Here is a 24,593-nt window from a genome sequence, read left to right as displayed (position 1 = left end):
AGTCGATTGACCAAGCTGATGACCGTTGGTGATGTTGCCGATTACCTGAACAAGCCCCGGTCGTGGGTGTACGGGAATTGGAAGGACGAACAGATCCCGTTCCGGAAGGTGGGTCAGTCCCTCCGCTGTCGACCGGCTGACTTGGAAAAATGGCTGGACGAACAGAACTGAAGAATTGCCAGTAGTGAACGCCCCCGAGGGAATTCGGGGGCTTTTTGTTTACTGAGAGGACTACGTGACCAAGACGATTCCACCTGTGGACGAACCTGGCCAGGCCGAGCTGGAGCGCCACGCGGATGCACTACTAGAGGCTGCCGGTGAAGAAGCATCCGAGGAATGGCCGAGCCTCTGGGCCGAGCAGACGGAAACGGAGTTCGAGCGGATAGCGATAGCTCATACCGGGATGGTCTCCCTGTGCTGGGCTCCCATCGTGGCGACTCTTCCCACATTTGATCCTGAGTTGAGCCACCGAGAGATGCAATCCGTCATGCAACAGCGCCCCGGTGCGGATGATCCGGACCACTATGGCGAATTGCTTTCTCTGCTCTCCGCAGCAGATGAGGCGGGTGCGCGGCACGGTTCCGGCTACGTGGTGGAACGTCGGAACTATCCCCCAGAGTCCTGCCGATGGGTCGGATGCCGTGAGCCTTTGTACGCCTCGCAGGCGACACGGAAACGTGGACGCCCCCGGAGGTATTGCGAGACCCACCAAAAGCCCGCCAAGGCCCGTACGCGGCGTTTGAGGTATGCGGGCATCCACGTAAGCCGGAACAGAAACCTTGTGTACGACTTCGATGGCCTGACGGAACAAGATCTGTCGGGCTACCGGGAAGTGTGGGGCCGTATCAACACCACAGGGACGTGACGTGAGGGAAGCCACCTCCGGGCGGCCTCCTCCTGTGTCGCATTAATTCAGAACAGTGGAGGAGCGATCCTCTGGGGCCATGCACACTCGGCGGTGTGCCTCTGGCACGGCCTGCGGGCTGGGCAGTTCCTAAGTCGTTATGAGGCTCTGCGGACACCTCCCTGTGAGAGGGACAACGTAGAGAAACACTCCTCCCCTTACTTCCTACTTGCATCGTTCACAGTGGGGGGTAAGGGGGGGCAGTGTCTTCTCTTACGTTGTCCTCTTGTGAGGTATAGGGCCGCTCTTAGGCGGCCCTTCTCTCTACTTCTTCCCTTCACGTTGATTAGTTCTCTAGGAGGTGTCGCCATGAGCGACGCGGAACGGATTTTCGAGGCCACGCCGGCCGACCCTTCCGATTCCATTCGGGCCGAGGTCGAGCGGGAATATGCGGGGCAGCTGGCGCGGGCTGAACTCAAGAATCATGCCGCCCAGGTCGGAATCAATCTCCCTGACGGATTCACGGATTACCTGGACGCTTCCAAGTTGCTTGGTGAAGATGGCAAGCCATCGACTGATGCCATGGATAAGGCCCTGGTGCCTTTCAAGCCCAAGGACCCGACGTTTCCCCAACTTGTCGGGGCCGGTCACAACCGCGACGGCAGCCCGATTCCGGAGCGTCGCCGTGTTTCTCTCGATGTTCGTAAGCGCTAATTAGGAGTACCTGTATGACTCTTGCCTACCAGCAGCCCGGAACTACCACTTTCATTCCCGAGATCTGGGATGCCGAACTTCTCGTAGCATTTGACCCGCTTCTGGTCTGGGCGTCTCCGTTCGTGGCGAATAACAAGTACGAAGGAGAGATCCGCAAGAAGGGCGATGTGGTTCACATCAACAGCCTTCTTCGGCCGACCGTGGGTGATTACACGATCGCCGACGGTATGACCGCACAGCGGCCGGAAGCCGTGGATCAGAAGCTCACAATTACTGAGGCGAAGTACCTTCAGGTTCTTGTCGAAGATGCGGAACGGGTCCAGCTCGCTGGGGGCCTTGGCTCGCCGATCAACCAGCAGATGATTCGAGCCCTGGCCCGTGAGGCCGACACCTTCATGGGCAACATCATCGCCACCGGGGCGACGGCGCTTCCGGCCATCGCGCCGACCGCCGACAACATCCCTCAGATCCTGTACAGCGCGATTCTGGACATGATGCTGGCCCTGGATGACAACGACATCCCGGCAGGCCGTTACGTGGTGGTCTCGCCGCGCGTGAAGCGATACCTCATCGAGCATCCGGCCGTGGCTAATGCTGCTGCCTACGGCGAAGGTGGCGTGACCGCCAATGGCGTTGTCGCCCGCCTCGCCGGGTTCACGATCCTGACCACTACGGCCATGCCCGCCGGTGTGGACATCGTGGCCGGTCACTCGGAGTTCGCCACCTACGCAAGCCAGTTCACGGGCTTCCGTGAGGGACAGTCGGAGAAGTACAGGGCTGACTACATCGACACCCTGCATCTGTACGGCGGCAAGATCGTGCGATACCCGGAGCTGGATACCAAGAAGACCGACAACACCTTTGATGAGTCGAAGCCGACCAAGGGAATTGTCAAGGCTGCTGTCACTTGGCCTACTGCCTAACCCTTGATTAGTTCGGGCCCCTGCCGACCAGCGGGGGCCCGTTCTTCTCACTGTCCGTGGATCAGAAGCCTGCGCCGGCCGTCGACGGCGCGTAACGGAAACCGGAGGGACCATGCCGAAAATGCGTAACCCAGATTCGCCGCACTCTCGATACAAGGGATTGGATGTGCTGCCGAACGATCACGGCCTGCCCGTTCCTGATCTGCCATCGGTAAGGGATTGGTCAGATGCCGAATCCGAGCAATGGCATCAATGGTGGAGCAGTCCTCAGTCCGCGCGCTGGGATGAGTCCTACGTCCCGACTGTGGCAGTCATGCTGACCTATTACGGCAAGATCCTTGACGGCACCGCTACCCGCGATCACCTCACCGAGTTCCGCCAGTTGGCTACGGCCCTTGGCTTGACGGCCGACGGCATGAAGCGGCTGGGCTGGGCCTTCGAGGGGGACGAGTGAGCAGACGAGCGGCCAAGGCCGGGGCAGCAGGAACCCACGACGGCACGCATCGGGCTGGCTATGAGTGCCCATGGGGTGAGCCCCAGTGCTCGGAATGTGTCGAGGAGTTCGCTATTCACGTCGGGTGGGAACTTTCCGGGGAAGTGCATCCCTGGGGCGACAAACTGAAGCATCAGCCGAAGAAGTGTTATGGATGCCGCCAGATGTGAACTGCCGGGCTTTGGGGATTTGATTGGCAAACGCGATGGAAGGACAGCACCCCCGGTGGGTCCTATTCTTTATCTAATTACCATTACCCCCGTCATTCATAAACAATTGAGTAATACTTCAGTTATTCGTTAGTTACCGTTCCGTGATAGGGGTGGGGGAGAATGGAGATCAAGCGGGCAGCCGTAGAGCAACGCTCCGGACGCTCGCTGAGACCTCCGCCCTAACAAAGGAATGCAGCGCTATGCGTAAGACCGTGCTCATGCCCGTGGAAAAGGTTCTGTGCGACGCCCACATAGCGCGTGATGGCAGTGAGGAAGAAGCGGGCACGACTCTTACCCTGGGCGCGCACACGTGGGACCTCTGCCTTGAGCACGACATCCTGTTCGGCAGGTACCTGATGGACGCTCTTGGTGTGCCTGAGACTGCCAAGGGTGCGCCGGTTGAGCGCGTGCCGGTTGCTGAGCCTGTCTCGGAGCCGGAGCCGGAGCCGGAGCCGGAGCCGGAGCCGGAGCCGGAGCCGGAGCCGGAAGTGTCGACCGACCCTGAACCTGTGTTGTCCGTGATGATCGCCGGTGAGGTGCCGGGTTACGAGTGGGACGACGCGCGGGAAGCGGTCCGCAACCTTGGCTATGAGGTGGTCGGCCGTGCCGATGACAGCACGGTTCTGCTGATCCTGGGGGAGGGTGGCGACCGGAACGCCACCAAGCTGCGAGACGCATCCGAGCGGGCCATTCCCGTGATGGACGTGCGGGAACCTGGACGCTTCAAGTCGGCTGTTCGCTCAGGTGAGTTGGTCGGTGGTGACCCGCTTCCGGAGGCTGCCAAGGTCGACCGTTCCGGGATGAGCGAACGGGAGCGGAACCGTGCCGTGCGGGCATGGGCGCGAGAGAACGGCTACGCAGTTCCCACCAAGGGACGCATCCCCATGCACGTGCGCCACGCCTACGAACTGACGCACCGGGACGCGTCGGAGGGAAAAGCGGCAGCGGCCTGAGTGCCGCCCCCGCCGTGCCGGGCGCGGAGTGCGCCCGGCCTCCCCGGCCAGAGGCCAACCAACCAACCCTTTTCGAGATAGAGGCAGCATGAACACCCCCGTTCTGTACGGTCCGATCGGTCGTGCGGTCCGCAGGATCGCCCCGTTCCTGGAAGCGGATGCATTGGGGGTGTACGTGGCCGCCCTGTCGATGTGGTCGGCCGCCATTGGTGGCACGGTCAAGGTCTCGTCCCGTGGCAGCGGTCGGCCCGTGCTGCTGTGGTCGGCCCTGGTGGCTGGAACGGGCAGAGGCAAGGGAACCGCGCTACGGGCCGCGCATCACGTCCTGGACAAGTCCCTGGGCCGCTTTGTGGCCACGCACACCACATCCGGGATCACGTCCGGGGCGAGCATGGTGAATCACCTCTGGGAGCAGCAGGAAGCGACCGCAGAGACCGAGCATGGGCGGGACGTCCGCAGTTTCGTGTGTGAGGAAGAGTGGTCAGAGGTACTGCGCAGAGTGAAGCGGGATGCCTCGTTCACGACCAAGCTGCGCAGCGCATGGGATGGGGCAACGCTGCGGAACACCACCAAGGATGTGGCGCAGGAAGTACGCGACCCTGCCATGGTCCTGCACTGCCACGTCACGCCCTCTGACTGGGCGAAGTACGTGGGCGAGTCCGAAGCGGCGGGCGGCTCGTACAACCGCATTCTTCCGTTCCTGCTGGGGTCGGTGCCTTTGCTGGACGACGACCGGGTGAGCCTGCCCGAGGTGGACGGGCGGGACCTGTCCGACGCCTACGGTTGGGCCACTGCCCGGCCGCGCGTGATCACGCTTGCAGAGGACGCCCGGCCGCTGTGGCGGATCGTGCGCCGATACGCCCGCATCCTGGGTGAGTCCCTGCCGGAGGGACAGGCCGTGTTCATCGAGCGGACCGCAGAACAGACGCTCAGGGTCGCTGCCTGCCTGGCAGCGTCCGAGTGCTCGGAGACGGTTACGGAAGAGATGCTGTCGGCCGCCTTCACCCTGGTTCGCCGTTCTGTCCAGGACGCAGTCCGGATTACCAAGGGGGCTACCTCTCCCAAGGTGAAGCGTCAGCCGCTCAGCCTTGAGAACAAGGTGCGGGCCCGAATCGAATTGCACGGCGGTCGGGCCACTTCCTCCCAGGTGCTCCCGTACGTCGGAGCGACGGCCGCAGAGGTCAAGGAACTGTCCGGAATCGTCGTCACCGTGGAACGGGCGGGGAAGACCGGCCGACCGGCTACCGTCTTCTCACTCCGCGGTGACGCTTCCGGTGACTCTGTGCCGCAGCCGGCCAGCACGGACAGCAACAAGAACGGAAACACTTCCCGTCACGCAGAGGCGCAGCCGGCCAGCGCGGAGCGTGAGCAGAACCGCGCGCGAGTCGTCCGGTTGGACGCTTACCGTCCGGCACCCAAGCAGGCCCCCGAGCCCGCGCCGGAACCGAAGCGGTCGGAACCGCTCGCAGACTTCAACCCCTTCCGGGCACTGCTCTAACCAACCAAACGAAGCCCCGGCCGAATGGCCGGGGCTTCTTTGTTGCTTCGACTACGCGACTGGGCAGGCCAGTTCAGGAATCGCATGATTCGGGGAACACGTCACCACCGCCAGGGACAGATACGAGGGGCGTTCGAGGTAGCAGCCGTAGGACACATCTTTGCCCGAGTGCAGTCGTTCGGCAGCAGCGTTCACCATCTGGGCCAGACGTGTGGTGTCTCGGTCCTTCTCCGACGCGAACCGAGGGGCGTACTCGGCCAGTCGCTCGCCGAGCCAGGCCGCCGCCTCCTTGGCCTCCTCCCAGGTTCCACGAACGAGGGAGCGGGGCTTGATGAGCCAGTACGCCGTTTCGATGGGCGGCAGATCGGCAGTGGGGAACTCCGCCACCACTTCCCGATAGCGCTGGATCAGTTCCGGTCTGCTTCCAGCCGGGGGCGGCTCAGGATGAGGGGGCCGTCGCAATGCTTCCTGGTCGAAACGCTCTTTCGGGCCGGTCCACAGATAGCCGTGGTGGTGCACCTGTTGTTCCCGTTCGGTGTCAGCGGTCGGAGGACCAGCCGGGCCCGACCCAAGAAAGCGGTCGGGCCCGACTGGCGGGGGAGGGGGGATCAGACGTTCAGGCCGAACCGCGCCGGGTCGATACCGGCCGCGTCCAGCTCCTCCGTGGTGAACCGCAGCGGCTGCGCGTCCGGCCGCTTGCTGTCACCGAGGGCCCAGGCGTCCTCGCCGATCTGGGCCAGCGTCACACACCCCTCGGAACAGGGGCCGCCGCACGCCTGGACGAACGAGGCCCCGTTGATGTCGAGCGCGTACAGGTCGGTTCCGTTCTGCATCACTGCACCTTCCTGCTCAACTAATCGCGGCCATGACTGACCGCCGCCGCCCATACCGGACGGGAGTCTGTTCCCCTAGGTCAGTTGGGGACCGTGCGCGGAGAGGTCAATGGGGAGCTGTCGCGTGTCGTTGGGATGCCCGTAACGCTTGTGCAGCCGCATCGCCTCGACGGTCTCCAGCGCCTTGGCCGGATTTCCGGATCGATTGGCCGCGCGAACCCGCTTGCGGAGCGTTGCGCATTGGACGCACGACGCCGGGTCCACCTGACCTGTCCGGGGTGCAAGCAGGTTCAGCAGGTCCTGAACGGACACGGAGTTCTCCCAAGCGATCAGCGGACTTCAGACACGCCTTACTTGCTGCGGCGGGGCCAACCACTCTCTGCCGCCGCCCTCGGGCCACAGGAAGGCAACAGGGCGCTTCAGGCGTTCACCCGGCGGCTCTCCCGGGTCCTCGTAATCCCGGATCACGTCGCGGAGGATGCCGACCCTTCCCGATGCGTCCCGGACCCGCTTACCGATGTCGTCGGCCGTGACGCTCACCGCTGGTCCCCCGCGTGCTCGTCTCTCTGGTGCTGACGCAGCTTCACGTTGGCATCGGATACGGCGCTGTAGTCCCCCGTGGAGCGGGCGTTCTCTCGGGCGACCGACTGAGAAAGGCACACGGGACAGCCGGGCATGGGTGACGGTTCGCGCGGCAGCTCCGACAAGCACGTCCCCACCGTGGGTTCGGTCGCAGGACCGGACGTTCTTTCTTCGCTCTCCATGCCGCCATCTTCGGCGGCCCGCGGATGCGTATCTAGCCTGTTTCCTGTTCCCGCAAAAAGTCGTTTCGGATACCCTCGATCAGATTCCGCATATCAGCGCCGGCCAGTGCCACTTGCTCGAACCTATCGAACTTATCAACATACAAAGTTACGTCCCGGGGGTCCGTGACAACCACCTCGGCGTGAACCGTTTCTATGGTGACCATTCGGTTGTCACGGATAACGAACGCATGATTTGCAATGTCGTGCTGCTGAATCGTCAGCGGAACTACACGGATATCTACGTGGGGCAGCCGGGATATGGAAACGATGCGGTCCAACTGCGCAGCCATCATCTGTGGCGGGACGATTTGCCAGCGCAGAACTGTCTCTGTGATGACGAACCGCAGGGACTTGGCGTTGTCATAGAGAATCGCTTGTCGTTCAAGTCGCCCGTTGATCGTTCGCGTCAGGGCGTCATCGCTCAAATCATGGCGTTGCAGGATGGCCCGGATGTACTCAGGTGTCTGGAGCAGGCCGGGAACCAGCGCGGGTTGAAACAACCGCAGCACCGACATCTGCGCTTCCAGGGCCTTGGCTGCCTGCTGGCCCTTGTGAACGCCGATCCGTTTCAGGAGCCGCCATGCTGTTGCCTCCGTCGCAGATGCTCGGGCTGCCTCCGTGTATTCAGCCTTGACCTCGTCCGATACGCCGATGGCGGTGAGGATGCGCTCAACGTCTGTTGCGCTGGGTGCCAGCTTGGCATTCTCGATCTTGGACAGCTTGGACGGAGACATGAGGGCGCTGCGGGCCACTGCTTTGGCTTCCTTTCCGGATGCCACTCGCAGCGCCCGCAGCGCGGCCCCAAGCTGTGCTCTGTTCACGCCCCGTACTTGGCCCACCATTCGTTAAATGGTTCTGCGTGTGCGAGTGCCGCGTCACGGTACTGCGTGAATTCCGCCGTGCGTTCCGGTGGCAGCACTTCCGATCCGAGGTACTTCCCGTTTTCGTCGTAGTTCATGACGGCCACGGAGGAGGAGTCGAAGAACCAGAAATCCGGGACGTTCTCCAGCGGGTTGGGCTTCTCGGTGACGTCGAGGATGAAGAACTCTTCGCTTCCGGTCATGTTCTTCCGGTAGCCCCAACCGAGTTCGAAGCAAAGATAGTCCGTGAGTGGGCGCGACAGAATGTGCACCCGGTAAATCCGCTTCCCCTTCTCGGTGTGTGAGCGGAGTTCTTCGATCCAGCCCGCGTTGTAGTCCTTCGGCTGAGGCTCCCCGGCCTGGAATGCCTGGAAAGCGTCCACGTTCCCCGACTGGCTGTAGTCGTCCAGAGTCTCCAGGCGGAACGCCTCGCGCTCGAAAGAGTCGAAGAGGTCGCCGAGGGTCTTAGAGGAGGTTGTCACGAATGGCCTTCTGAATCAGTTCCATGGGGATCTCGACCAGGGTTTCGTGAGCGGGAATTTCCAGCCCGTGATCGGTGGGCGTCTCGCCTTGAACCAGGAGGGTGCCTCGGTCTGTCGCGTAGATGGTCGGACAGTCCTTGATGTCGCACGTGCTGACCAGCTTGGTGACCTTCATGGTCTGGGTTCCCCTCTCCCATGCCGCTGCCAGTGCCCCGCATCTGGGTTGATGCTCCCGAGGGTGAGGCGCACCGGTCAAGCGATCACGGTTGACGGAACAGGAAACCGCGTAACCTGCCCGGAGCCTGCCACTCCTCGGACCGGTCGGAGGAGATGCCATCAGTGCCACCCCTACCTGGGCAGACTCTTGACGATCATGGGGAAATGCTGGGCAGGTCCCTCTGAGAGGGTTGTTCGTGCAGGTCAGCGCCGTATGACCTGTAAAGCACTCAGATCTATGAGGGTACGAACCAAGTTCAGCGCATCGTGATGGCGCGCAACTTGCCGTAACCGCAGGTGAGTTGATGACGGAAGGGTGCCCGGAACTCCGGGCACCCTTCTTTCATGCGTCCCCTCGAACCAGCGCGTGCAGATGCTGGTCGTGCCACCCGTCGGCGTGCAGCAGCGCACCGCGCATCGTGCCCTCGAAGGCGTACCCGGCCTTGGCGGCCACCCGGCAGGACGCCTCGTTGGCCACGGAGTGGCACAGCCGCAGTCGGTGCAGGCCGAGGTCGTCCAGGGCCCATCGGCTGACCCGTCGTGTCGCTTCGACCACTACCCCGTTGCCCCGGCCCTGCGGCAGAACCCAGTACACGATCTCGGCGCTCCCGCCCGCCAGGTCGACGTCGTTGAACCCGATGAGCCCCAGGGCCTCCCCGCCGTCCGGCCGCGCGACGGCCCAGACGGCACCGGCCTCGGCGCGCCACCGCTCGTGCATGCGCGCGATGCGTCCGCGTGCGTCCTTGGCTGTCTCCACGGCCAGGAGGTTCCACTGCCGGATCGCCGGATCCCGGCCGGCGGCCACCAGGGCGTCGGCGTCGGACGGCTCCCAAGGGCGCAGCTCCAGGCCGGAGTCCGGCAAAGGCAGCACCGGCTGGGCGCTGTCGGCCATCCGGCCTGCGGGGACGACGGCCGGTATGGGTGTGCTGGGGGTCATCGCGGCATCCTGCCACAGCACGCGGTCCCCCAGGCCGGGCAAAACCGGTCCTGGTCTGCAGTCTCCCTCACTAGGTTGGTGCGCATTCCGACCGCCGATGCCCGAAGGAGACCGACCGCGATGTCCGACCTCCGTACAGACGTGTCCCACTCGGCCCGAATCTGGAACTACTGGCTGGGCGGCACGGACCACTACCCCGCCGACAAGGAGGTCGGCGACCAGATCCTCTCCTTCGTGCCGGCGCTGCCCCGCTCGGCCGTCGCCGACCGGCGGTTTCTGGCTCGGGCGGTGCGGCATCTGGCGGGGGAGGCGGGGATACGGCAGTTCCTGGACATCGGTGCCGGCCTGCCGACCGCCGACAACACGCACGAGGTCGCCCAGCGGGTCGCGCCCGAGGCGCGGATCGTGTACGTCGACAACGACCCCCTCGTGCTCACCCACGCCCACGCGCTGTTGACCAGTACCCCCGAGGGGGCCACCGCCTATGTGCAGGCGGACGCGCACGACCCGGAGGCGATCCTGGGGGAGGCCGCCCGCACCCTCGACCTCGACCGGCCCGTGGCCGTCACCCTGCTGGGCGTCCTCAACTTCGTGATGGACACCGATGAGGCCGTCGCCCTCGTGCGCCGCCTGATGGACGCCGTCCCCCCGGGCAGTCACCTCGTCGTCTCCCACCCCACCACCGAGGTCGACGGGGAGGCGATGACGGGCGCGGTGCAGTACTGGAACAGCCAGGGGTCGGCTCCGATGACCCTGCGCAGCCGCGCTGACCTCGTTCGCTTCTTCGAGGGCCTGGAACTCCTCGACCCGGGCGTCGTCACCTGCTCGCGCTGGCGCCCCGACACGGCCGAGTCCGACATCGTCGACGTCACGCACTTCGCCGGAGTGGGCCGCAAGCCGTAACTCCACCGGCCCCTTCGCACACGAAGCGGATTACCGACGTCCGCCGGATGGCGCGGGGCCGCCGGGAGGCGTATGCCGGAAGGGCACCCAGGCCCATGAGAGCCCGGGGCACTCACCCCCAGGAGGAGCCATGACCCAGTCCGGAATGCAGCCCGGTATGCAGTCCGGCGGCATGACCGCCATGACCAGGGAGATGCAGGCCTGCGTCGAGGCGTGCATGTCGTGCCACACCGTCTGCGAGGAGACCATGAGCTCCTGCATGCAGGCGGGCGGCCAGGACCGCATGCAGATCATGCGCGCCCTGATGGACTGCTCCGAGACGACCCGTATGTGCGCGGACATGATGATGCGCCGCTCGCCGATGTCGGGCGAAATGTGCGCCATGTGCGCCAAGGCCTGTGCCATGTGCGCCGAGGCGTGTATGTCCATGCCGGACGACCCCATGATGATGCGCTGCGCCGAGGCCTGTCGTCGCTGCGCCGAGACGTGCCGCACGATGGCGGGCGCCGCGATGTGACGTCCCCCTGAACGCGATCGAGGGCACCCCCTGTTCGGGGTGCCCTCGACCAGGTCGGCGCTCAGTTCGAGGAGACGGTCACCGTCTCGTCGTTCTTGAGCTCGTTGACCAGCTGCTTGACCTTCGTGGTGTTCCACTGGAGGTTCCCGTTGGGCGAGTTGCCCGAGATCGGCATGTTCATGGACTTGCCGTCGCCGCCCGTGACGCCCTTCATGGCCCAGAACATGTCGGCCAGGTCGAACAGGCTCATGTCCTTGTCGACGACCAGGGTGTCCAGACCCGCGCTCATCGTCGGGTACAGCTTGAACGGGTTGAGGATCGTGCTCGGCGTCGCCGTCTGACTGGCCAGGGCCGAGAGGAACTTCTGCTGGTTCTTCGTACGGTCCAGGTCGCTGCCCGCGAGGGCGTACCGGGTGCGGACGAAGGCGAGGGCCTGCTCGCCGTTGAGGGTCTGCTTGCCCGCCTCGAAGTTCGCCCCGGACTTCTTGTCCTTCATACCGCCCTTGGGGATCTCGATCTCGACGCCGCCGACCGAGTCGACGATGTTCGCGAAGCCCGCGAAGCCGATCTCCACGTAGTGGTCGATGTGCAGGCCCGTGTTGGCCTCGACCGTGCGCACCAGCAGCTCGGGCCCGTCCTCCGCGTACGCCGCGTTCAGCTTCACCTGACGGCCGGTGCCCTGGTAGGTCTTGCCGGAGTCGGACCCCGTGTACGAGGGGATCGTCACGTTCGAGTCGCGGGGCATCGAGACGAGGGTGGGGCCGTTGCTCCCGGTGTGAAGGATCATCATCGAGTCCGTGCGCTTGCCCTCGGCGGACCCGGTGTGGAGGTTCTTCTTCTGCTCGTCGGACAGGCCGGCGCGGCTGTCGGAGCCGACGATCAGGTAGTTCGTGCCCTCGCCCGCCTCCGGCCGGTCGATCACCTTGGAGAGGTCGACGTCACGGTGCAGCTTGGAGTCGGCCCAGAAGTACGTGCCGACGGCCGTGACGACGGTCACCGTGAGAACCGTGATCGCCGTCCACTTGATCCGGCGCCGCCAGTTCGGCGCGGGCCGCGGCTCCCGCATACGCGAACCGGGCAGGTTGGGCCCTCCGCCGCCGGGGGAGCCGTACACCTGCCCGGTGTTGTAGTCGCTGCCGTAGGCCTCGCCGCCATCGACGTACGAAGGCTGCTGCGGGACCCCGCCCGCGTACGGCGGCGACGCGGGGGCGGGTCCACCCCCGTACGCGCCCGGGCCGGGCCGGCGGACCTGCCGCATGACGCGCGCGCTCTCAGGCTGTGCGCTCGCGCTGCCGCCTCCGTATCCGGAGCCGCGGTTGTCGTCGGACCATCCCTCGGGCCAATCGTTCATGCGCCCCAGTGTGCAGGGCAGGGCTATGTGCCTTACAAGGTTCGTCGGAAAATAAAGGCCTGGCTGTTGCCAACCTGACACAAATTCCGCAGATGTCACCTCGGCATAAGGTGGAGGCCATGACAGAACAGGCCCCCGTCGCGGAATCGGAAACTCCGGATATCCCGGGCAAGCCGACCGCGGCCTCCCGGACCACCCTCAGCCACATCATGACCCACAACGACACGAACCTGCTGGGGACCGTGCACGGTGGCGTGATCATGAAGCTCGTCGACGACGCGGCGGGTGCGGTGGCCGGGCGCCACTCCGGCGGGCCCGCCGTCACCGCGTCCATGGACGAGATGGTCTTCCTGGAGCCGGTCCGCGTCGGCGACCTCGTCCATGTGAAGGCCCAGGTCAACTGGACCGGCCGGACGTCCATGGAGGTCGGCGTGCGGGTCCTGGCCGAACGCTGGAACGAGTCCGCCCCCGCCACCCAGGTCGGCTCGGCCTACCTGGTCTTCGCCGCCGTCGACGCCGACGGCACGCCGCGCCGGGTGCCGCCGGTCGTCCCCGAGACGGAGCGCGACAAGCGGCGCAACCAGGAGGCCCAGATCCGCCGCACCCACCGCCTGGCCCGCCGCCGCGCCATCAAGGAACTGCGCGAGAAGCGGGCGGCGGAGGGTCTGGAGCAGCATAATTGATCACGTAGGCAGCGGCCCACAGAGGATTCGTGTAAGAGTCGGCCATCAGGTCCCACAACACCTGCTGAGCGGCGACGATCTCCTCGGCCGGGTGCGTGGCCAGTTGCGAGGCTGCCCGGCGGGCGACACTTCTCCGTCGTTCGGGTTGGACACCTGGTTGCGGGCTGCCTCGATGAGCTGCCAGAACTGCTCTTTGTCCATGGCGGCAGAGCATGCCACCTGCTACTGACATCATGCCGGTTCCGGGAGGTTGGCCCGCCAGAGCAACCATGGCGCCCCCCCGTCAGCGTCTGTGGTCGCCGGGGGCGTATCGGCTCCAGGTTCCTCCGGCTTCGGTGACCAGGCGGGTGGCTGTCTTGTCGTGGTAGCCGAGCGCCTTCGCGATGACGGGGGCCGGGGCCTGGAGAACGATTTGGCGGATCGCGGAGGTCCTGCCGCGTTGCGGTGGGACACCGATCTTCCGCAGGTGGACTTGGAGGCTGACCGGATTCATCGGCTGTCCGGGCTGGCGACCCGGGAAAAGCCACTGAGCTTCTGCTGCTGGCATAGGGCAGGTGCTGGCAGGACTGGACGTATGCCCGCATGAGGTCAGCGACGGGCTCTGGAAGTGGGGACGGCGGGTCTCCCAGCCGGATGGTGACGGTGGCCCCGTCGTCGATGACGTCGTTGACAGTGAGGCGGACGATGCGGGTGACGGGTTGCGCGTAGAGGAGAACGAGTGCGGCGGCGACCCGGGCTCGCAGGGACAGGGAGTCGTCGTTGAGCGTCCGCCGGAGGATGGCGAGTCGGCGGTGCTGGTGCAGCGGCGCTTGGTCCTGGTTGATGACCTGGGGTGGCAGGGTGAGGCGGGGCATCCGCGCGACAGACGATTACGCGAGCCCACCAGTAGACGGCTACAGATCCGCAATCCAGGGATGCCCCGGGTGTACGCGGTCGAGTAGCTCGGTCAGGGCCTCGCGCTGAGCCGGGGTCATGTGCGGGACGGTCGCGTCGAAGTCTGATTGATCCTTTCGGCGGGCGTGCTTGGCCTTGAACAGCAGGACCAGTTCGGGTGCGAGATACGGGATGCCGTCTTGGGTGTGGTGGATGATGTCGCTGTAGGGAAGCCGGATCCTCTCATCGCGTCGGCAGATCCAGGTGTCGCCGTCGTGCGGTTCGCGGAACACGTCGAGCAGGTAGTTTCCGGTGGCCGGATCGCGGAGCCATGTCTGATGTACGGCGGCCAGCACCTCCGGTGGGGCGTCCCCCCAGATCCGGCCGCTGCCTGCCGCGTCGAAGACGTATCCGGGGAAGCGGTAGCGGACCTCGGGAAAGCTCGCGGCCGGAATCGCGATCTCGATGTCTCCATGAGTGCGCGTCTGCCTGCCGCGGAACAGGTCCAGCGCCCAGCCCGCGGCCACGTACCACGGCGTGCCGATCCCGGCCAACTGCTGCGCGACCTCACTGGGGGTCCAGCAGGATGACCACCTGGCGTGGAGGGCTTCGATCTGGTCGGGTGACAGCTCGATGCCGCCGCTGGGCAGTTGCTCGCTCACCGCAGGAATCTATCAGCGGACTCGAAGGCCTCTGGCTGTGGTCGATGCAGGAGACCAGCGGGACCTGGAGCCGTACGCCGCCGGCGATCACACAAGGTCACCAGCCGGGTGGACTCCTCGGCGAACTGGCGACAGTTGAATACGCGAGCCCACCAGTACCAACGCCGAGTGTGCTCGGGCATGTTTCGGTGAGTGTGGGCGAGTCCTGGTGTCTTTGTCGTGCTGCTCGTGTCGGCCTGCCCCCGGCCCTTCGGCATTGAATGGGAGTTCGTGTGTCGAAGGCGTGACCTGTGTCGGTGGCGTTCGTTGGATGCGGTGACGGGGATCTTCGGGTGGGGCCGGGTGGTGGTGTGGGGATGGGTGGGCTGCGGGAGGTGGCGGAGCCCTTCGTGGCGTCCGGCCCGAGCGGCGTGGCCATCCGTACCCGGCTCAAGCAACTGAAGCCGGAAGATGAGAAGGTGCTGTGCCTGGTAGGTGCGCATCTGGGCGCACTGGCCGCGAAGGACCTCAGGGCGCGCTGCCGGGATGCTCTGGAGCATTCCGCCGACACCTGGGCGGCCCGCAAGCGGGAGCTGACGGCGGTGTCGTCGTCGCGCTGGGCGGGCAGTATCACCAAGGCCACGCATGATCAGTGGGCGCTGGCCCGCCGCGGCCAGCAGGCGCACATCCAGAAGCTGGAAACGGGCATCCGTACCCTCACGCACCGACTGTCCCTGCCCGTCGGGCAGAAGGGCACCAGGGGGGCGCCGGGCGGCTACCGGTCCCGGCGGGAGTGGCATGCCAAGTCGCGCCGCCTGCGTGCCCTTGAGGGCCGGTTGGAGCAGGAACGGGCCGACCGTGCAGCGGGTGTGGTGCACGTGGTGCGTGGTGGGAAGCGCCTGGCCCGCACCCGGCACCACCTGGAGGCCGCCCGGCTGACCGAGTCCGGGTGGCGCAAGCGCTGGGAGGCCGAACGCTGGTTCTGCGCCGCCGACGGCGAGTCCGGCAAGCGCTACGGCAACGAAACTATCCGCGTCAGCCCCCAGGGCGAGGTGAGCATCAAGCTCCCCACGCCGCTCGCGCATCTGGCGAACGCCCCGCACGGCCGGTACGTGCTCGCCGCGCGGGTGCGGTTTGCGCATCGGGGCCCTGAGTGGGCCGACCGCGTCGCAGCCAACCGGGCCGTCGCCTACCGCGTCCACTTGGACGCCGGCCGGGACCGCTGGTACGTGACCGCCTCCTGGCAGGCCCTGCCCACCCCGACCATCCCGCTCGATGCCGCGCTCGCCCAAGGGGTGATCGGCGTGGACATGAACGCCGACCACCTCGCCGCCTGGCGCCTGGATGTCCACGGCAATCCGACCGGCAGCCCGCGCCGCTTCTCCTATGACCTGTCCGGCACACGCGAGCACCGTGACGCCCAGGTCCGCCACGCCCTCACCCGGCTGCTGCACTGGGCCCGGGCCTGCGGGGTGAAGGCGATCGCGATCGAGGACCTGGACTTCGGCGCGGCCAAGACCCGTGAGAAGCATGGACGCAACAAGCGGTTTCGCCGGCTGATCTCCGCCATGCCCACTGGCCGGCTTCGTGCCCGGCTCACGTCGATGGCCGACCAGACCGGTATCGCGGTGATCGCTGTGGACCCGGCCTACACCAGCCGCTGGGGCGCCCAGCACTGGCAAAGGCCTCTCTCTGGCAAGACCCACACAACTACTCGCCACGACGCGGCCGCCGTGGCGATCGGACGACGCGCCCAGGGACACCCGATCCGGCGACGGACGGCACCGCCCCCTGCTCACCAGAGCGATGAACAGGGGCATCGGACCGTCCAGGCCCGACCAGGCGTCCTCGGGCGTGAGGGAACCCGTCACTGCATTCCCGGACCACGGACACGATCCGTGCGCGCCGGATGCGGAGCGAACGCGGGGGACCAGAACGCCCAACACCGTTCGGGGCGTTCGGCTGAGCAGGGGTCCTGGCAACAGGACTCACTCCCGCTCAGTCCTCAGGAACGGTACGAGGACTGACCGCGGCCTCCCGCTAGGAGCACCCCACCTCGTCGCCCCGCACGACCCCCGACTCCGCCCGGTACGGATCCTCCGCGCGCACCTTCCGCACCTGGTGGAAGTCAGCCCCCGCGATGACCTTCAGCGTCGGCCCCAGCCCCGGCACGGCCCGCAGTTCGCTGCCGGGAAGCGCGGCCGCCAGTGACTTCGCCGAGCGGTCCCAACGCGGGTCGTGGGCGACGACCGTCCGCTTCACCGTGTGGTCCGCGGTCACCGGCCGCCCCGTCGTACGGAACCCGGCCGCCGCCAGCGCGACATCCACGCGCCGGCCAAGCCCCGATGTCGTCGAGCCGTTCTCCACCTGGACGCGGATCTGCTGCGGGGCCACGTCCACGGGCGTGAACGGACTGCGCGGCCGGGGGCCGGCGGACAGCGGCCTGTCGTCGCGCAGAGCCTCGAAGATGCGCTCGGAGCGGACGGGGTCCCACTTCAGGGTCGAGCCGATGCCCTTCACGACGTAGCCCATGTCCCCGACCGGCACGGTCGTGAACTCCGACGACGACGGCGAGAAGTTCCGCATCGCCCGCCCCAGGCCCAGCAGTTCGTTCGTGCCGAAACCCCGGTCCGCCCGCACCGAGCCCAGCACCGCCCGCGCCACGTCCCTGAACCGCAGCGGGTTCAGCAGGACGCCGGAGGAGCTCGCGCGGTCCACCAGGGCCGCCAGGAAACGCTGCTGGCGTTTCATCCGGCCGAGGTCGGAGTCCACGTCGACGTGCCGGGAGCGCACGTACTGGAGCGCCGCGCCGCCCCTGAGGCTGTGCGTGCCGGCCGGGAGGTCGAGGCCGGTGTAGATGTCCTTCAGCGGTTCGGCGATGCAGATCCGCACACCGCCGAGCACGTCCACCGTCTTCATGAAGCTGGTGAAATCGACCTCCAGGTAGTGGTCGATCTTCACGCGGGTCATGTGCTCGACGGTCCGTACGGTCAGCTGCGGCCCGCCCTCCGCGTACGCCGCGTTGATCTTGAGCGGGTGTCCGGCGTGCTGCTTGCCGGTGTTCCGGTCGATGTGCGGGGGCGTCTCCACGTACGAGTCGCGCGGCAGGCTGACCACGCTCGCCCGCTCCCGGTCCGCCGAGATGTGCACGATCATGATGGTGTCGGTGCAGTGGCAGGGGGCGCCGCCCAGCCGGTATCTGCGCCGCTCAGCCAGCGAGATCTTCTCGCGGCCGTCGGTGCCGACCAGCAGCACGTTCATGCCGTGGCCCGCGCGGGGCCGGTTCTTCATGTCCTTGAAGGGATCCACCCGGTCGATGTCCGAGTCGAGGCTGGTGACCAGCGAGTGCCCGATCCCGGCGGCGGCGAGGACCACCACGGACACCGTGATCACCGCCCGCATGGCCCAGCGCGGCCGCTTCCGCCGTACGGGCGGCGGCGGCGGGCGTCGGGAGGGGCGGCGGTACGCGTAACGCTGCGGCTGGGCGGGGGACCGAGGCGGCGTGGGCAAGGGGACACCTCCGGGCGTCGGCCGTACGTGGGGGATCCGTGAGCACCGTAGGCCCATACGATCTGTCGCCTGGCGCAGCGCACCCGGCGGGGCGCGGGGCTGTCCCCCGTTCGCGGTAACGTGAGCCCCCTATGAACGCCAACTCCGACGTGCAGCTCCCCGCCGTGTCCGTCATCATGCCCGTCCTCAACGAGGAGCGGCATCTGCGCGGAGCCGTCCAAGCGATCCTCGCGCAGGAGTACGCCGGCGAGATGGAGGTCGTGATCGCCATCGGTCCGTCCACGGACCGCACGGACGAGATCGCCGCCCAGCTCGTGGCCGAAGACGCGCGCGTGCACACCGTGCCCAACCCGACGGGCCGTACGCCGGCCGCGCTGAACGCCGCGATCAAGGCCTCCCGCCATCCGATCGTGGTCCGCGTCGACGGGCACGGCATGCTCTCGCCGAACTACATCGCCACCGCGGTACGGCTCCTGGAGGAGACCGGCGCGCAGAACGTCGGCGGCATCATGCACGCCGAGGGCGAGAACGACTGGGAGCACGCCGTCGCGGCCGCCATGACCTCGAAGATCGGCGTCGGGAACGCGGCCTTCCACACCGGTGGGCAGGCCGCTCCGGCGGAGACCGTCTACCTCGGAGTCTTCCGGCGTGAGGCGCTGGAGCAACAGGGCGGCTACAACGAGGAGTTCATCCGCGCCCAGGACTGGGAGCTCAACTTCCGCATACGGGAGGCGGGCGGGCTGATCTGGTTCTCGCCGGAGCTGAGGGTGTCGTACCGGCCGCGGCCCAGCGTGAAGGCGCTCGCCAAGCAGTACAAGGACTACGGGCGTTGGCGGCACGTCGTCGCCCGCTACCACGAGGGCTCCATCAACCTGCGCTACCTCGCCCCGCCGACCGCCGTGTGCGCGATCGCGGCCGGGATCCTGGTGGGCGCACTGCTCACGCCGTGGGGCTTCGTGGTGCCGGGCGGTTATCTCGCGGCGATCGTCGCCGGCTCGCTGCCCGCCGGCAAGGGCCTGCCGCTGAAGGCGCGGCTGCAGATCCCGGTGGCGCTCGCCACCATGCACATGTCGTGGGGCTGGGGCTTCCTCACCAGCCCGCGCGCGCTGGCCAGGAAGGTCATCGCCTCCCGCCGCCCGGCGGTCCTCACCTCGCGGTGAGCACCGCCGGACATACGCGCACCACAGGCCCGGTCTACCAGGTGTAGGCCGGGTCGACCTTCATGCACGCGGTCTTGTCGGACGCGTTGAGGGCGTTCGCCGACTCGGGCGTCGTGTCGTCCTCCTTCGGCGCCTCGTACGTCGTACCCGACCGCCAGTCCGCGCCGACGACGAGGGTGATGCCGGAGACGTCCGTGGACTTCTTCACCGCGCTCCTGGGGATGCCGAGGGCCTCAGCGACCCGCTCGGCGTCGCCCTGAAGGTCGGCGCTCGGGTAGCGGACCACCGTGGTCTTCTCGGTCGTCGAGGCCGACGGGTCCGCCACGGCCTGGGTGAAGCCCTTGCCGACCAGCAACTCCTTCACGGCCGTCGCGCGACCGCGGGCGGCGCCCAGCGTGGCGTCGGCGGTGCCGTTGTGGACCTGGACCGCGATCTCGCCGTCCGCGGCGGCCTTGTCCTCGGTGGCCGGCGTCTCGGTGGTCTTCTTCTTGTCCTTCTTGTCCTTGCCGTCGAGGGCGACGTCCTCGCGCACCAGACGGAACAGCTTCGTGGCGTCCTCGGTGGGCTCCACCCGCTCGCCGACGTACCGGTTCGGCATCGTCGTCATGGTGATGCGCTCGGTCGGCACCTTCTTCAGCTCGTTGGCCAGGTCGTACATCTTCTTCAGGCTGCCCAGGCCCTCGTCGACCGTGATCGCCTTCGTGGCCGCCTCGGCGAGCTTGCGCAGCTTGTTCGGGTTGCTGAGCGTGGCGTTCTCACGCAGCTCGCGGACCATCGAGTTCATGTACTGGTGCTGCGCCTTGGCGCGCGCGAGGTCGGTGTCGTCCTCGAAGCCGTAGCGGGTGCGCAGCCACTGCAGGGCCTGCTTGCCCTTGACGGACGTGGTGCCCTTTTTCAGCTTCAGGCCCGAGCCCTTGCCGTCGGAGGTGTGCGAGTAGACGTTGGCCCGCACACAGACCGGGACGCCGCCGATCGCGTCCGCCATCGACACCACACCCGAGAAGTCGATCATCATGAAGTGGTCGATGTGGATGTCGGTGAGCTTCTCCCAGGTCGCCACCGTGCAGCCCGGACCACCACGGCTCAACGACCTGTTCGTGATCTTCCGGGTGAGCGCCTCGTACTCCTCGTCGGTTTCCGGGTCGGTGCACTTGGGGATGTCCACCAGCGTGTCGCGCGGCATGCTGACGACCGACATGTTGGAGCGGTCCGCCGACACGTGCAGCAGCATCTGGACGTCCGCGAGCGGAGGGCCGTCGAAGGTGTCCTTGGCGCCGCCGAGCTTCTGGTTCTCCTTGGTGTTCCGCGCGTCCGAACCGATGAGCAGGATGTTCAGCGCCGTCTGACCGGCCGCGTTGGCCTCCGTCTGGGCCGCCCGGTCCTTCTCGTCGCCGATGTTCAGGGCGTCCTTTTTGATGTTGCCGTTGAGGTGCTGGTAGTAGAGGTACCCGGCCCCGGCGGTGCCCACTATCACCACCGCCAGCACCGTCGCCGACCAGCGCAGCGCACGGCGGCTGCGCCGCGCACGGCCGGTGCCGCGCCCGCCGCTCCTGCGCCGGCCACCCCCGCCGCCGTGCCGGCCACGCCCGTCCGACGTCCCTTCGCCCCGCGGCTCCGGGGACGCCTTGTCCCCGGCCGCGGGAGCCTCCCCCCGCACACTGCTGCCCGCCAACTCCAGCCCCTCCCCACCCTGCCCATGACACGGGTCCGCCCCGCGCCCCGTTAGACGCACGACGGACCCGTTTGGTTAGGTCACCAGATGTTTCGGTCAGGTGACTTGACCTGCTTTTGAGATCACTCGGTGCACTTGTCAGATCACTTGGCGCACTCGACCTTGTCCGCTGTCGACTTCTCGACGTCCGGAGCCGTCGTCGGGGCGGTGAGCGAGACGCCCGCGCCCTTGAAGTCCTTGCCCAGAGTCAGCGTGATCGCGGGCAGACCCTGGGAGTTGGTCACGCTCTTGCCCGGCTTCATCGCGGCTCCGGAGAGCCCCATGAGTTCGGCGAGCTTGCGTGCCTGGTCGGCCTGGTCGGGCGCGTACTCGAGCGTGGTCTTGCTCAGTTCCGCCGGCGCGTTGCCGCCGTTCTCGGACTTCTCCACGCCCACGGTGTTCTGCAGCCAGCTGAGAGTCTCCTGTGCGCTGCCGGCCGGAGCGCCGCCGTTGAGGACCCGCACCCGCACCTCGGAGGCCTCGGACTTGGTGCCCTCCAGGCGGGCGGCCGCGGCCTGAGCCGCCGCGTCCTTCTTCTGCTTCTCCTTCTGCTTCACCGCGGTGAAGGAGACGTCGTCCTGGATCGCCTGGAAGACCTGGGGAGCCTGCGACTGGTTCAGGACGACCGTCGCCTTGACCTTCTCCGTCGGGTTGTCGACCACCGGCACGGTGACGAACGTCAGGTTCTTGGTGTCGAGCTTGCCCAGCTCCAGACCGAGGTCCTTGAGCTTGCCGATGCTGTCCAGCTTGGAGTCGACGGTCAGCGCCTTGGTGCCCGCCTCGGCCAGCTTGATCATCTTCGTCGGACTGGTGAGCGTGTCGTTGGACTTCAGCTTGCGCATCAGCGCGCTGAGGAACTGCTGCTGCAGCCCGATCCGGCTCAGGTCGCCGCCGAAGCCGACGGCGTGCCGGGTGCGGACGAAGGCGAGCGCCGTCTCGCCCGCGATGTGCCGCGTGCCCTTCTTCAGGTTCAGGTGCGAGTCCGGGTCCTTGAGGTCCTTGGCCAGGCACACGTCCACGCCGCCGACCGCGGTGGTCAGCGTCTTGACCGCGTTGAAGTCGGCCACCATGAAGTTGTCCGGGGTGATCCCGGTCAGCTCGGTGACGGTACGCATGGTGCAGCTGGGCGTACGTTCGTCCTGGCCGAGACTCGTGTTGAAGCGGACGTTCTGGGTGCCCTGGATGACCTTGCTGGAGCCGTCCTCCTGCGTGGTCGGGCAGTCGGGGACGTTCACGATGAGGTCGCGCGGGATGCTGAGGACGGTGCCGTTCGTACGGTCCTTGGAGACGTGCAGCAGGAGCGTGGTGTCGGCGTGGCCGACGCTGCCGGCGTCGCCGTAGCCCTCGTTGCCCGCTCCGGTGCGCTTGTCGGTGCCGATCAACAGGATGTTGATGGCCTTGTCCTTCTGGAAGCCACCGGTGCTCGCGCCGTCGTCCGGCGAGGACGCGATGTTGTCGTTGAGGTGCTCTATGTAGAGATACGCCGCTCCGGCCGCGGCGAGCACGATGAACGCCAGCGTGCCGCCGGTCCACGCCAGCGCCTTCTTGGCCTTCGACTGCTTCTTCACCGGCCGTCGCCCGCGCCGCCCGGGAAGCGGGTCCTCGGGCGCGGGTGCGGGCGCGCCCCGCCGCCGACGCGGCCCCGGGACGTCACGACCCGGCGCGTCCCGGCCGGGCGCGGCTGTGCGGCTGCGCACCGCGCCCTTGGCACCGGGCCCCGCTCCGCGCGAGGCGGATCTACGGGGTCCGGGAACCGCCGACTGCGGTGCGGAAGGGCTCAGTCGCAGTTCGTATTCACCGGTGTTCGGATTGAGCACCCACTGGTCTGCGGGGTCGATGTTGTCCGCCCGCCCACGGCCTTGCGCGTCCACGGTTGTCTGAATCCTCCGTCGGGGCCACGCGGCGCCTTTCCCCTCAAAGACGCTCGGGTCTCGTACAAACAGTGCGCGACCCCCAGGACGGTCCTCTGGGCCGGGTGCACCGGACCGCTCACACTATCCGCCCAGTTCAGCGTCAAGCGACGACGGTGACAAATTCCACGTCCCTACAACTGGGCAATTCACCCATTTCTTGGAACTCGCGTTCACCGGCTTGGCAAGCGCTTTACTCGCAGGGGTCCTCGGCGGCCGTGTTCCCGCGGAACGTGGGCGCGGGCGAAACCTCTTCGCCGGGGTCCCGCGCGCCCTTCCCGCGCGCATTTTCGGCTCCCGAACCGTCTCCCGGGGCGACTTCCACGGGCTCGTCCCGGCGAAGCCGCTTGAACAACCTCTCCGCCTCGGGCTCCACAAGCTGGTCGCGATTGGCGTTGTAGACGTACGACTCCCGCGGAACGGTCAGGAAGCGCACATGTTCGGTGGGGATGTTCCGCACGCCGCGCACGAGTTGATACAAACCACGCAGATTGGCCAGGCCCGGGTCAGTGGTGAGCGAGGAAGTGGCCGCGTCCAGCACGGGGTACAGCTTCACCGGATTCAGCAGGACGTCGTTGCTCTGCACCTTGTTGACGAGCGCGCCGAGGAACCGCTGCTGCCGGTCCATGCGATCGGTGTCACTTCCGTCGCCCAGCGACTTGCGGGCGCGGACGTACCCGAGCGCCTGCTCCCCGTCCAACGTCACCCGCCCCGCGGGCAGCCGCAGCTTGGCGGCCTTGTCGTTGACGGGCTCCTTCAGGCAGACCTCGACCCCGTTCACGGCGGCCACCATCTTCTTGAACCCGTGGAAGTCGACGACGACGTGATGGTCGACGCGGATGTCGGTCAGCTTCTCGACGGTACGGATGGTGCAGGCCGAGCCGCCCGTCTGGAAGGCGGAGTTGAACATGGCGAACATGGGTCTGGTCCGGGTGCCGTCGGGCCGCCGACAACTGGGCACGTCCACCATCAGGTCACGCGGCAGCGAGATCGCGGTGGCGCTGTCCCGCTCCGCCGCGAGATGCAACAGGATCGTCGTGTCCGACCGCTCGGTCCCGCTGTCCCGCCCGTACTTCCGGTTGCCGTTCCCCGAACGCGAGTCCGACCCGATCAGCAGAATGTTCTGCGCGCCGCGCGCCAACGAGGTCGGCCGCTCCTTCTCGTACCGCCTGAGCTCGGCCGCCGCCGCTTCGTCGGCGGTGATGTTGCCGTCCAGCTTGAGATAGACCCCCCACCCCACCCCCACGAGCACCACCAGGACCCCGCCGACCCCTCCACACCCCCACCGCGCCCACCGCCGCCTCCTCCGCCGCGCGAGCCCCACCCCGAGAGCGGAACACGCGGCACTGGGCCCCACCACCCCGGAACCTCCGCCCACGCCATCGCCCCCTCACATACGTGCCACCGTCCTGCCTGCCCTTACGACGATGACGCGGGAGGGGCGGGGGTGGGGGGTGGGGGTGAGCCGAATGGGGGAGGGTGGGCGCGCGGGCGGTGCCCTGTCGGCGCCGGGCCGCGCGACCCGCCTCCGCGCCCGCAACAGCACCGGGTGCCGAGCAGGTG

Annotated in this window: 26 protein-coding genes and 1 pseudogene; 12 read left to right on the top strand and 15 right to left on the bottom strand. The window is 67.0% G+C overall.

Translation table 11 applies throughout. The features are described 5' to 3' along the window. Positions 1-18 precede the first annotated feature (18 nt). From ACFYWX_RS17960 to ACFYWX_RS17930, 7 genes are all read left to right on the top strand, one after another. The gene (locus tag ACFYWX_RS17960; protein WP_266409313.1) at positions 19-171 is read left to right on the top strand and encodes a helix-turn-helix domain-containing protein; all 153 of its coding nucleotides are present in this window, start codon (positions 19-21) and stop codon (positions 169-171) included. Positions 172-235: 64 nt separating this feature from the next. Further along, positions 236-865, top strand: a complete 630-nt coding sequence (locus ACFYWX_RS17955; RefSeq protein ID WP_389424998.1) for a hypothetical protein — start codon at positions 236-238, stop codon at positions 863-865. Between the two features lie 348 nt (positions 866-1,213). Next, entirely contained in the window at positions 1,214-1,558 is a 345-nt protein-coding gene (locus ACFYWX_RS17950) for a hypothetical protein (protein ID WP_389424997.1), read from the top strand. 14 nt (positions 1,559-1,572) lie between these two features. Beyond that, on the top strand, positions 1,573-2,481 hold the full coding sequence (locus ACFYWX_RS17945; protein ID WP_389424996.1) for a hypothetical protein: 909 nt from the start codon (positions 1,573-1,575) through the stop codon (positions 2,479-2,481). Positions 2,482-2,602: 121 nt separating this feature from the next. After that, a complete protein-coding gene (locus ACFYWX_RS17940) occupies positions 2,603-2,935 on the top strand; it encodes a hypothetical protein (RefSeq protein ID WP_389424995.1) in 333 nt (110 codons plus the stop codon). A gap of 451 nt (positions 2,936-3,386) precedes the next feature. Continuing rightward, the gene (locus ACFYWX_RS17935) at positions 3,387-4,139 is read left to right on the top strand and encodes a histone-like nucleoid-structuring protein Lsr2 (RefSeq protein ID WP_389424994.1); all 753 of its coding nucleotides are present in this window, start codon (positions 3,387-3,389) and stop codon (positions 4,137-4,139) included. A gap of 88 nt (positions 4,140-4,227) precedes the next feature. Then, positions 4,228-5,637 (top strand): DUF3987 domain-containing protein, encoded by a 1,410-nt coding sequence (locus ACFYWX_RS17930; protein ID WP_389424993.1) that lies wholly within the window; start codon positions 4,228-4,230, stop codon positions 5,635-5,637. Between the two features lie 51 nt (positions 5,638-5,688). On the opposite strand, the gene ACFYWX_RS17925 is transcribed toward ACFYWX_RS17930, so the two are convergent. The 7 genes from ACFYWX_RS17925 to ACFYWX_RS17895 form a co-directional block, all read right to left on the bottom strand. Beyond that, complete coding sequence (locus tag ACFYWX_RS17925) at positions 5,689-6,156, bottom strand: hypothetical protein (RefSeq protein ID WP_389424992.1); 468 nt, start codon at positions 6,154-6,156, stop codon at positions 5,689-5,691. Between the two features lie 89 nt (positions 6,157-6,245). Next, positions 6,246-6,470 (bottom strand): DUF397 domain-containing protein, encoded by a 225-nt coding sequence (locus ACFYWX_RS17920; protein WP_389424991.1) that lies wholly within the window; start codon positions 6,468-6,470, stop codon positions 6,246-6,248. A 75-nt stretch (positions 6,471-6,545) separates the two neighbouring features. After that, on the bottom strand, positions 6,546-6,782 hold the full coding sequence (locus ACFYWX_RS17915; protein WP_162252504.1) for a hypothetical protein: 237 nt from the start codon (positions 6,780-6,782) through the stop codon (positions 6,546-6,548). Between the two features lie 484 nt (positions 6,783-7,266). Beyond that, a complete protein-coding gene (locus ACFYWX_RS17910; RefSeq protein ID WP_389424990.1) occupies positions 7,267-8,097 on the bottom strand; it encodes a helix-turn-helix domain-containing protein in 831 nt (276 codons plus the stop codon). Next, positions 8,094-8,618 (bottom strand): DUF6879 family protein, encoded by a 525-nt coding sequence (locus ACFYWX_RS17905; RefSeq protein ID WP_389424989.1) that lies wholly within the window; start codon positions 8,616-8,618, stop codon positions 8,094-8,096. The genes ACFYWX_RS17910 and ACFYWX_RS17905 overlap by 4 nt, the downstream gene beginning before the upstream one ends. Further along, the gene (locus tag ACFYWX_RS17900) at positions 8,602-8,793 is read right to left on the bottom strand and encodes a hypothetical protein (RefSeq protein WP_256908686.1); all 192 of its coding nucleotides are present in this window, start codon (positions 8,791-8,793) and stop codon (positions 8,602-8,604) included. Before ACFYWX_RS17900 ends, ACFYWX_RS17905 begins: the two co-directional genes overlap by 17 nt. 384 nt (positions 8,794-9,177) lie before the next feature. After that, positions 9,178-9,771 carry a GNAT family N-acetyltransferase gene (locus ACFYWX_RS17895; RefSeq protein WP_389424988.1) on the bottom strand — a complete coding sequence of 198 codons (594 nt, stop codon included), beginning with the start codon at positions 9,769-9,771 and terminating at the stop codon, positions 9,178-9,180. Between the two features lie 120 nt (positions 9,772-9,891). Between ACFYWX_RS17895 and ACFYWX_RS17890 the strand changes: the two genes are divergently transcribed. Next, positions 9,892-10,674 carry an SAM-dependent methyltransferase gene (locus tag ACFYWX_RS17890; RefSeq protein WP_389424987.1) on the top strand — a complete coding sequence of 261 codons (783 nt, stop codon included), beginning with the start codon at positions 9,892-9,894 and terminating at the stop codon, positions 10,672-10,674. 130 nt (positions 10,675-10,804) lie between these two features. Then, positions 10,805-11,191, top strand: coding sequence for a four-helix bundle copper-binding protein (locus tag ACFYWX_RS17885; protein ID WP_389424986.1), 387 nt, complete (start codon positions 10,805-10,807; stop codon positions 11,189-11,191). 61 nt (positions 11,192-11,252) lie between these two features. Here the strand turns inward: ACFYWX_RS17885 and ACFYWX_RS17880 are convergent, their stop codons facing one another. Beyond that, positions 11,253-12,542: an LCP family protein gene (locus ACFYWX_RS17880; RefSeq protein ID WP_389424985.1), complete on the bottom strand. Its 1,290-nt coding sequence runs from the start codon at positions 12,540-12,542 to the stop codon at positions 11,253-11,255. A 92-nt stretch (positions 12,543-12,634) separates the two neighbouring features. On the opposite strand from ACFYWX_RS17880, the gene ACFYWX_RS17875 reads away from it, so the two are divergent. Continuing rightward, positions 12,635-13,225: an acyl-CoA thioesterase gene (locus tag ACFYWX_RS17875; protein WP_389424984.1), complete on the top strand. Its 591-nt coding sequence runs from the start codon at positions 12,635-12,637 to the stop codon at positions 13,223-13,225. Here ACFYWX_RS17875 and ACFYWX_RS17870 read toward each other — a convergent pair. From ACFYWX_RS17870 to ACFYWX_RS17860, 3 genes are all read right to left on the bottom strand, one after another. Beyond that, entirely contained in the window at positions 13,173-13,439 is a 267-nt protein-coding gene (locus tag ACFYWX_RS17870) for a DUF4240 domain-containing protein (RefSeq protein ID WP_389425191.1), read from the bottom strand. The genes ACFYWX_RS17875 and ACFYWX_RS17870 overlap by 53 nt on opposite strands. A gap of 69 nt (positions 13,440-13,508) precedes the next feature. Continuing rightward, entirely contained in the window at positions 13,509-13,718 is a 210-nt protein-coding gene (locus ACFYWX_RS17865; RefSeq protein ID WP_389424983.1) for a hypothetical protein, read from the bottom strand. Positions 13,719-14,118: 400 nt separating this feature from the next. Further along, a complete protein-coding gene (locus tag ACFYWX_RS17860; RefSeq protein WP_389424982.1) occupies positions 14,119-14,760 on the bottom strand; it encodes a nucleotidyltransferase domain-containing protein in 642 nt (213 codons plus the stop codon). A 356-nt stretch (positions 14,761-15,116) separates the two neighbouring features. On the opposite strand from ACFYWX_RS17860, the pseudogene ACFYWX_RS17855 reads away from it, so the two are divergent. Further along, a pseudogene (locus tag ACFYWX_RS17855) lies at positions 15,117-16,766 on the top strand (IS200/IS605 family accessory protein TnpB-related protein). Positions 16,767-16,779: 13 nt separating this feature from the next. Here the strand turns inward: ACFYWX_RS17855 and ACFYWX_RS17850 are convergent. Beyond that, complete coding sequence (locus ACFYWX_RS17850; RefSeq protein ID WP_389424981.1) at positions 16,780-18,306, bottom strand: LCP family protein; 1,527 nt, start codon at positions 18,304-18,306, stop codon at positions 16,780-16,782. Positions 18,307-18,380: 74 nt separating this feature from the next. Here ACFYWX_RS17850 and ACFYWX_RS17845 point away from each other — a divergent pair, with 74 nt between their 5' ends. Next, the gene (locus tag ACFYWX_RS17845; RefSeq protein WP_389424980.1) at positions 18,381-19,409 is read left to right on the top strand and encodes a glycosyltransferase family 2 protein; all 1,029 of its coding nucleotides are present in this window, start codon (positions 18,381-18,383) and stop codon (positions 19,407-19,409) included. 34 nt (positions 19,410-19,443) lie between these two features. Here ACFYWX_RS17845 and ACFYWX_RS17840 read toward each other — a convergent pair whose 3' ends face one another. The 3 genes from ACFYWX_RS17840 to ACFYWX_RS17830 all read right to left on the bottom strand — a co-directional run bounded on the left by ACFYWX_RS17840 (position 19,444) and on the right by ACFYWX_RS17830 (position 24,390). Further along, complete coding sequence (locus ACFYWX_RS17840; protein WP_389424979.1) at positions 19,444-21,081, bottom strand: LCP family protein; 1,638 nt, start codon at positions 21,079-21,081, stop codon at positions 19,444-19,446. A 143-nt stretch (positions 21,082-21,224) separates the two neighbouring features. Next, positions 21,225-22,991 carry an LCP family protein gene (locus ACFYWX_RS17835; protein WP_389424978.1) on the bottom strand — a complete coding sequence of 589 codons (1,767 nt, stop codon included), beginning with the start codon at positions 22,989-22,991 and terminating at the stop codon, positions 21,225-21,227. Positions 22,992-23,223: 232 nt separating this feature from the next. Further along, on the bottom strand, positions 23,224-24,390 hold the full coding sequence (locus ACFYWX_RS17830) for an LCP family protein (protein ID WP_389425190.1): 1,167 nt from the start codon (positions 24,388-24,390) through the stop codon (positions 23,224-23,226). Positions 24,391-24,593: the final 203 nt, after the last annotated feature.

Origin of the sequence: Streptomyces sp. NPDC002888 (genome assembly GCF_042888465.1) — a bacterium.
GTDB lineage: Bacteria > Actinomycetota > Actinomycetes > Streptomycetales > Streptomycetaceae > Streptomyces.
This window is presented reverse-complemented; position numbering and strand designations above follow the sequence as displayed.

Bases quoted from the DNA above. Each gene is read 5' to 3' on its own strand.
- ACFYWX_RS17885 (WP_389424986.1), top strand. From the start codon at position 10,805: ATGACCCAGTCCGGAATGCAGCCCGGTATGCAGTCCGGCGGCATGACC.
- ACFYWX_RS17945 (WP_389424996.1), top strand. From the start codon at position 1,573: ATGACTCTTGCCTACCAGCAGCCCGGAACTACCACTTTCATTCCCGAG.
- ACFYWX_RS17895 (WP_389424988.1), bottom strand. From the start codon at position 9,771: ATGACCCCCAGCACACCCATACCGGCCGTCGTCCCCGCAGGCCGGATG.
- ACFYWX_RS17870 (WP_389425191.1), bottom strand. From the start codon at position 13,439: ATGCTCTGCCGCCATGGACAAAGAGCAGTTCTGGCAGCTCATCGAGGC.
- ACFYWX_RS17940 (WP_389424995.1), top strand. From the start codon at position 2,603: ATGCGTAACCCAGATTCGCCGCACTCTCGATACAAGGGATTGGATGTG.
- ACFYWX_RS17890 (WP_389424987.1), top strand. From the start codon at position 9,892: ATGTCCGACCTCCGTACAGACGTGTCCCACTCGGCCCGAATCTGGAAC.
- ACFYWX_RS17845 (WP_389424980.1), top strand. From the start codon at position 18,381: ATGAACGCCAACTCCGACGTGCAGCTCCCCGCCGTGTCCGTCATCATG.
- ACFYWX_RS17930 (WP_389424993.1), top strand. From the start codon at position 4,228: ATGAACACCCCCGTTCTGTACGGTCCGATCGGTCGTGCGGTCCGCAGG.
- ACFYWX_RS17935 (WP_389424994.1), top strand. From the start codon at position 3,387: ATGCGTAAGACCGTGCTCATGCCCGTGGAAAAGGTTCTGTGCGACGCC.
- ACFYWX_RS17875 (WP_389424984.1), top strand. From the start codon at position 12,635: ATGTCACCTCGGCATAAGGTGGAGGCCATGACAGAACAGGCCCCCGTC.
- ACFYWX_RS17880 (WP_389424985.1), bottom strand. From the start codon at position 12,542: ATGAACGATTGGCCCGAGGGATGGTCCGACGACAACCGCGGCTCCGGA.
- ACFYWX_RS17850 (WP_389424981.1), bottom strand. From the start codon at position 18,306: ATGGGCCTACGGTGCTCACGGATCCCCCACGTACGGCCGACGCCCGGA.
- ACFYWX_RS17920 (WP_389424991.1), bottom strand. From the start codon at position 6,470: ATGCAGAACGGAACCGACCTGTACGCGCTCGACATCAACGGGGCCTCG.
- ACFYWX_RS17865 (WP_389424983.1), bottom strand. From the start codon at position 13,718: ATGAATCCGGTCAGCCTCCAAGTCCACCTGCGGAAGATCGGTGTCCCA.
- ACFYWX_RS17900 (WP_256908686.1), bottom strand. From the start codon at position 8,793: ATGAAGGTCACCAAGCTGGTCAGCACGTGCGACATCAAGGACTGTCCG.
- ACFYWX_RS17960 (WP_266409313.1), top strand. From the start codon at position 19: ATGACCGTTGGTGATGTTGCCGATTACCTGAACAAGCCCCGGTCGTGG.
- ACFYWX_RS17950 (WP_389424997.1), top strand. From the start codon at position 1,214: ATGAGCGACGCGGAACGGATTTTCGAGGCCACGCCGGCCGACCCTTCC.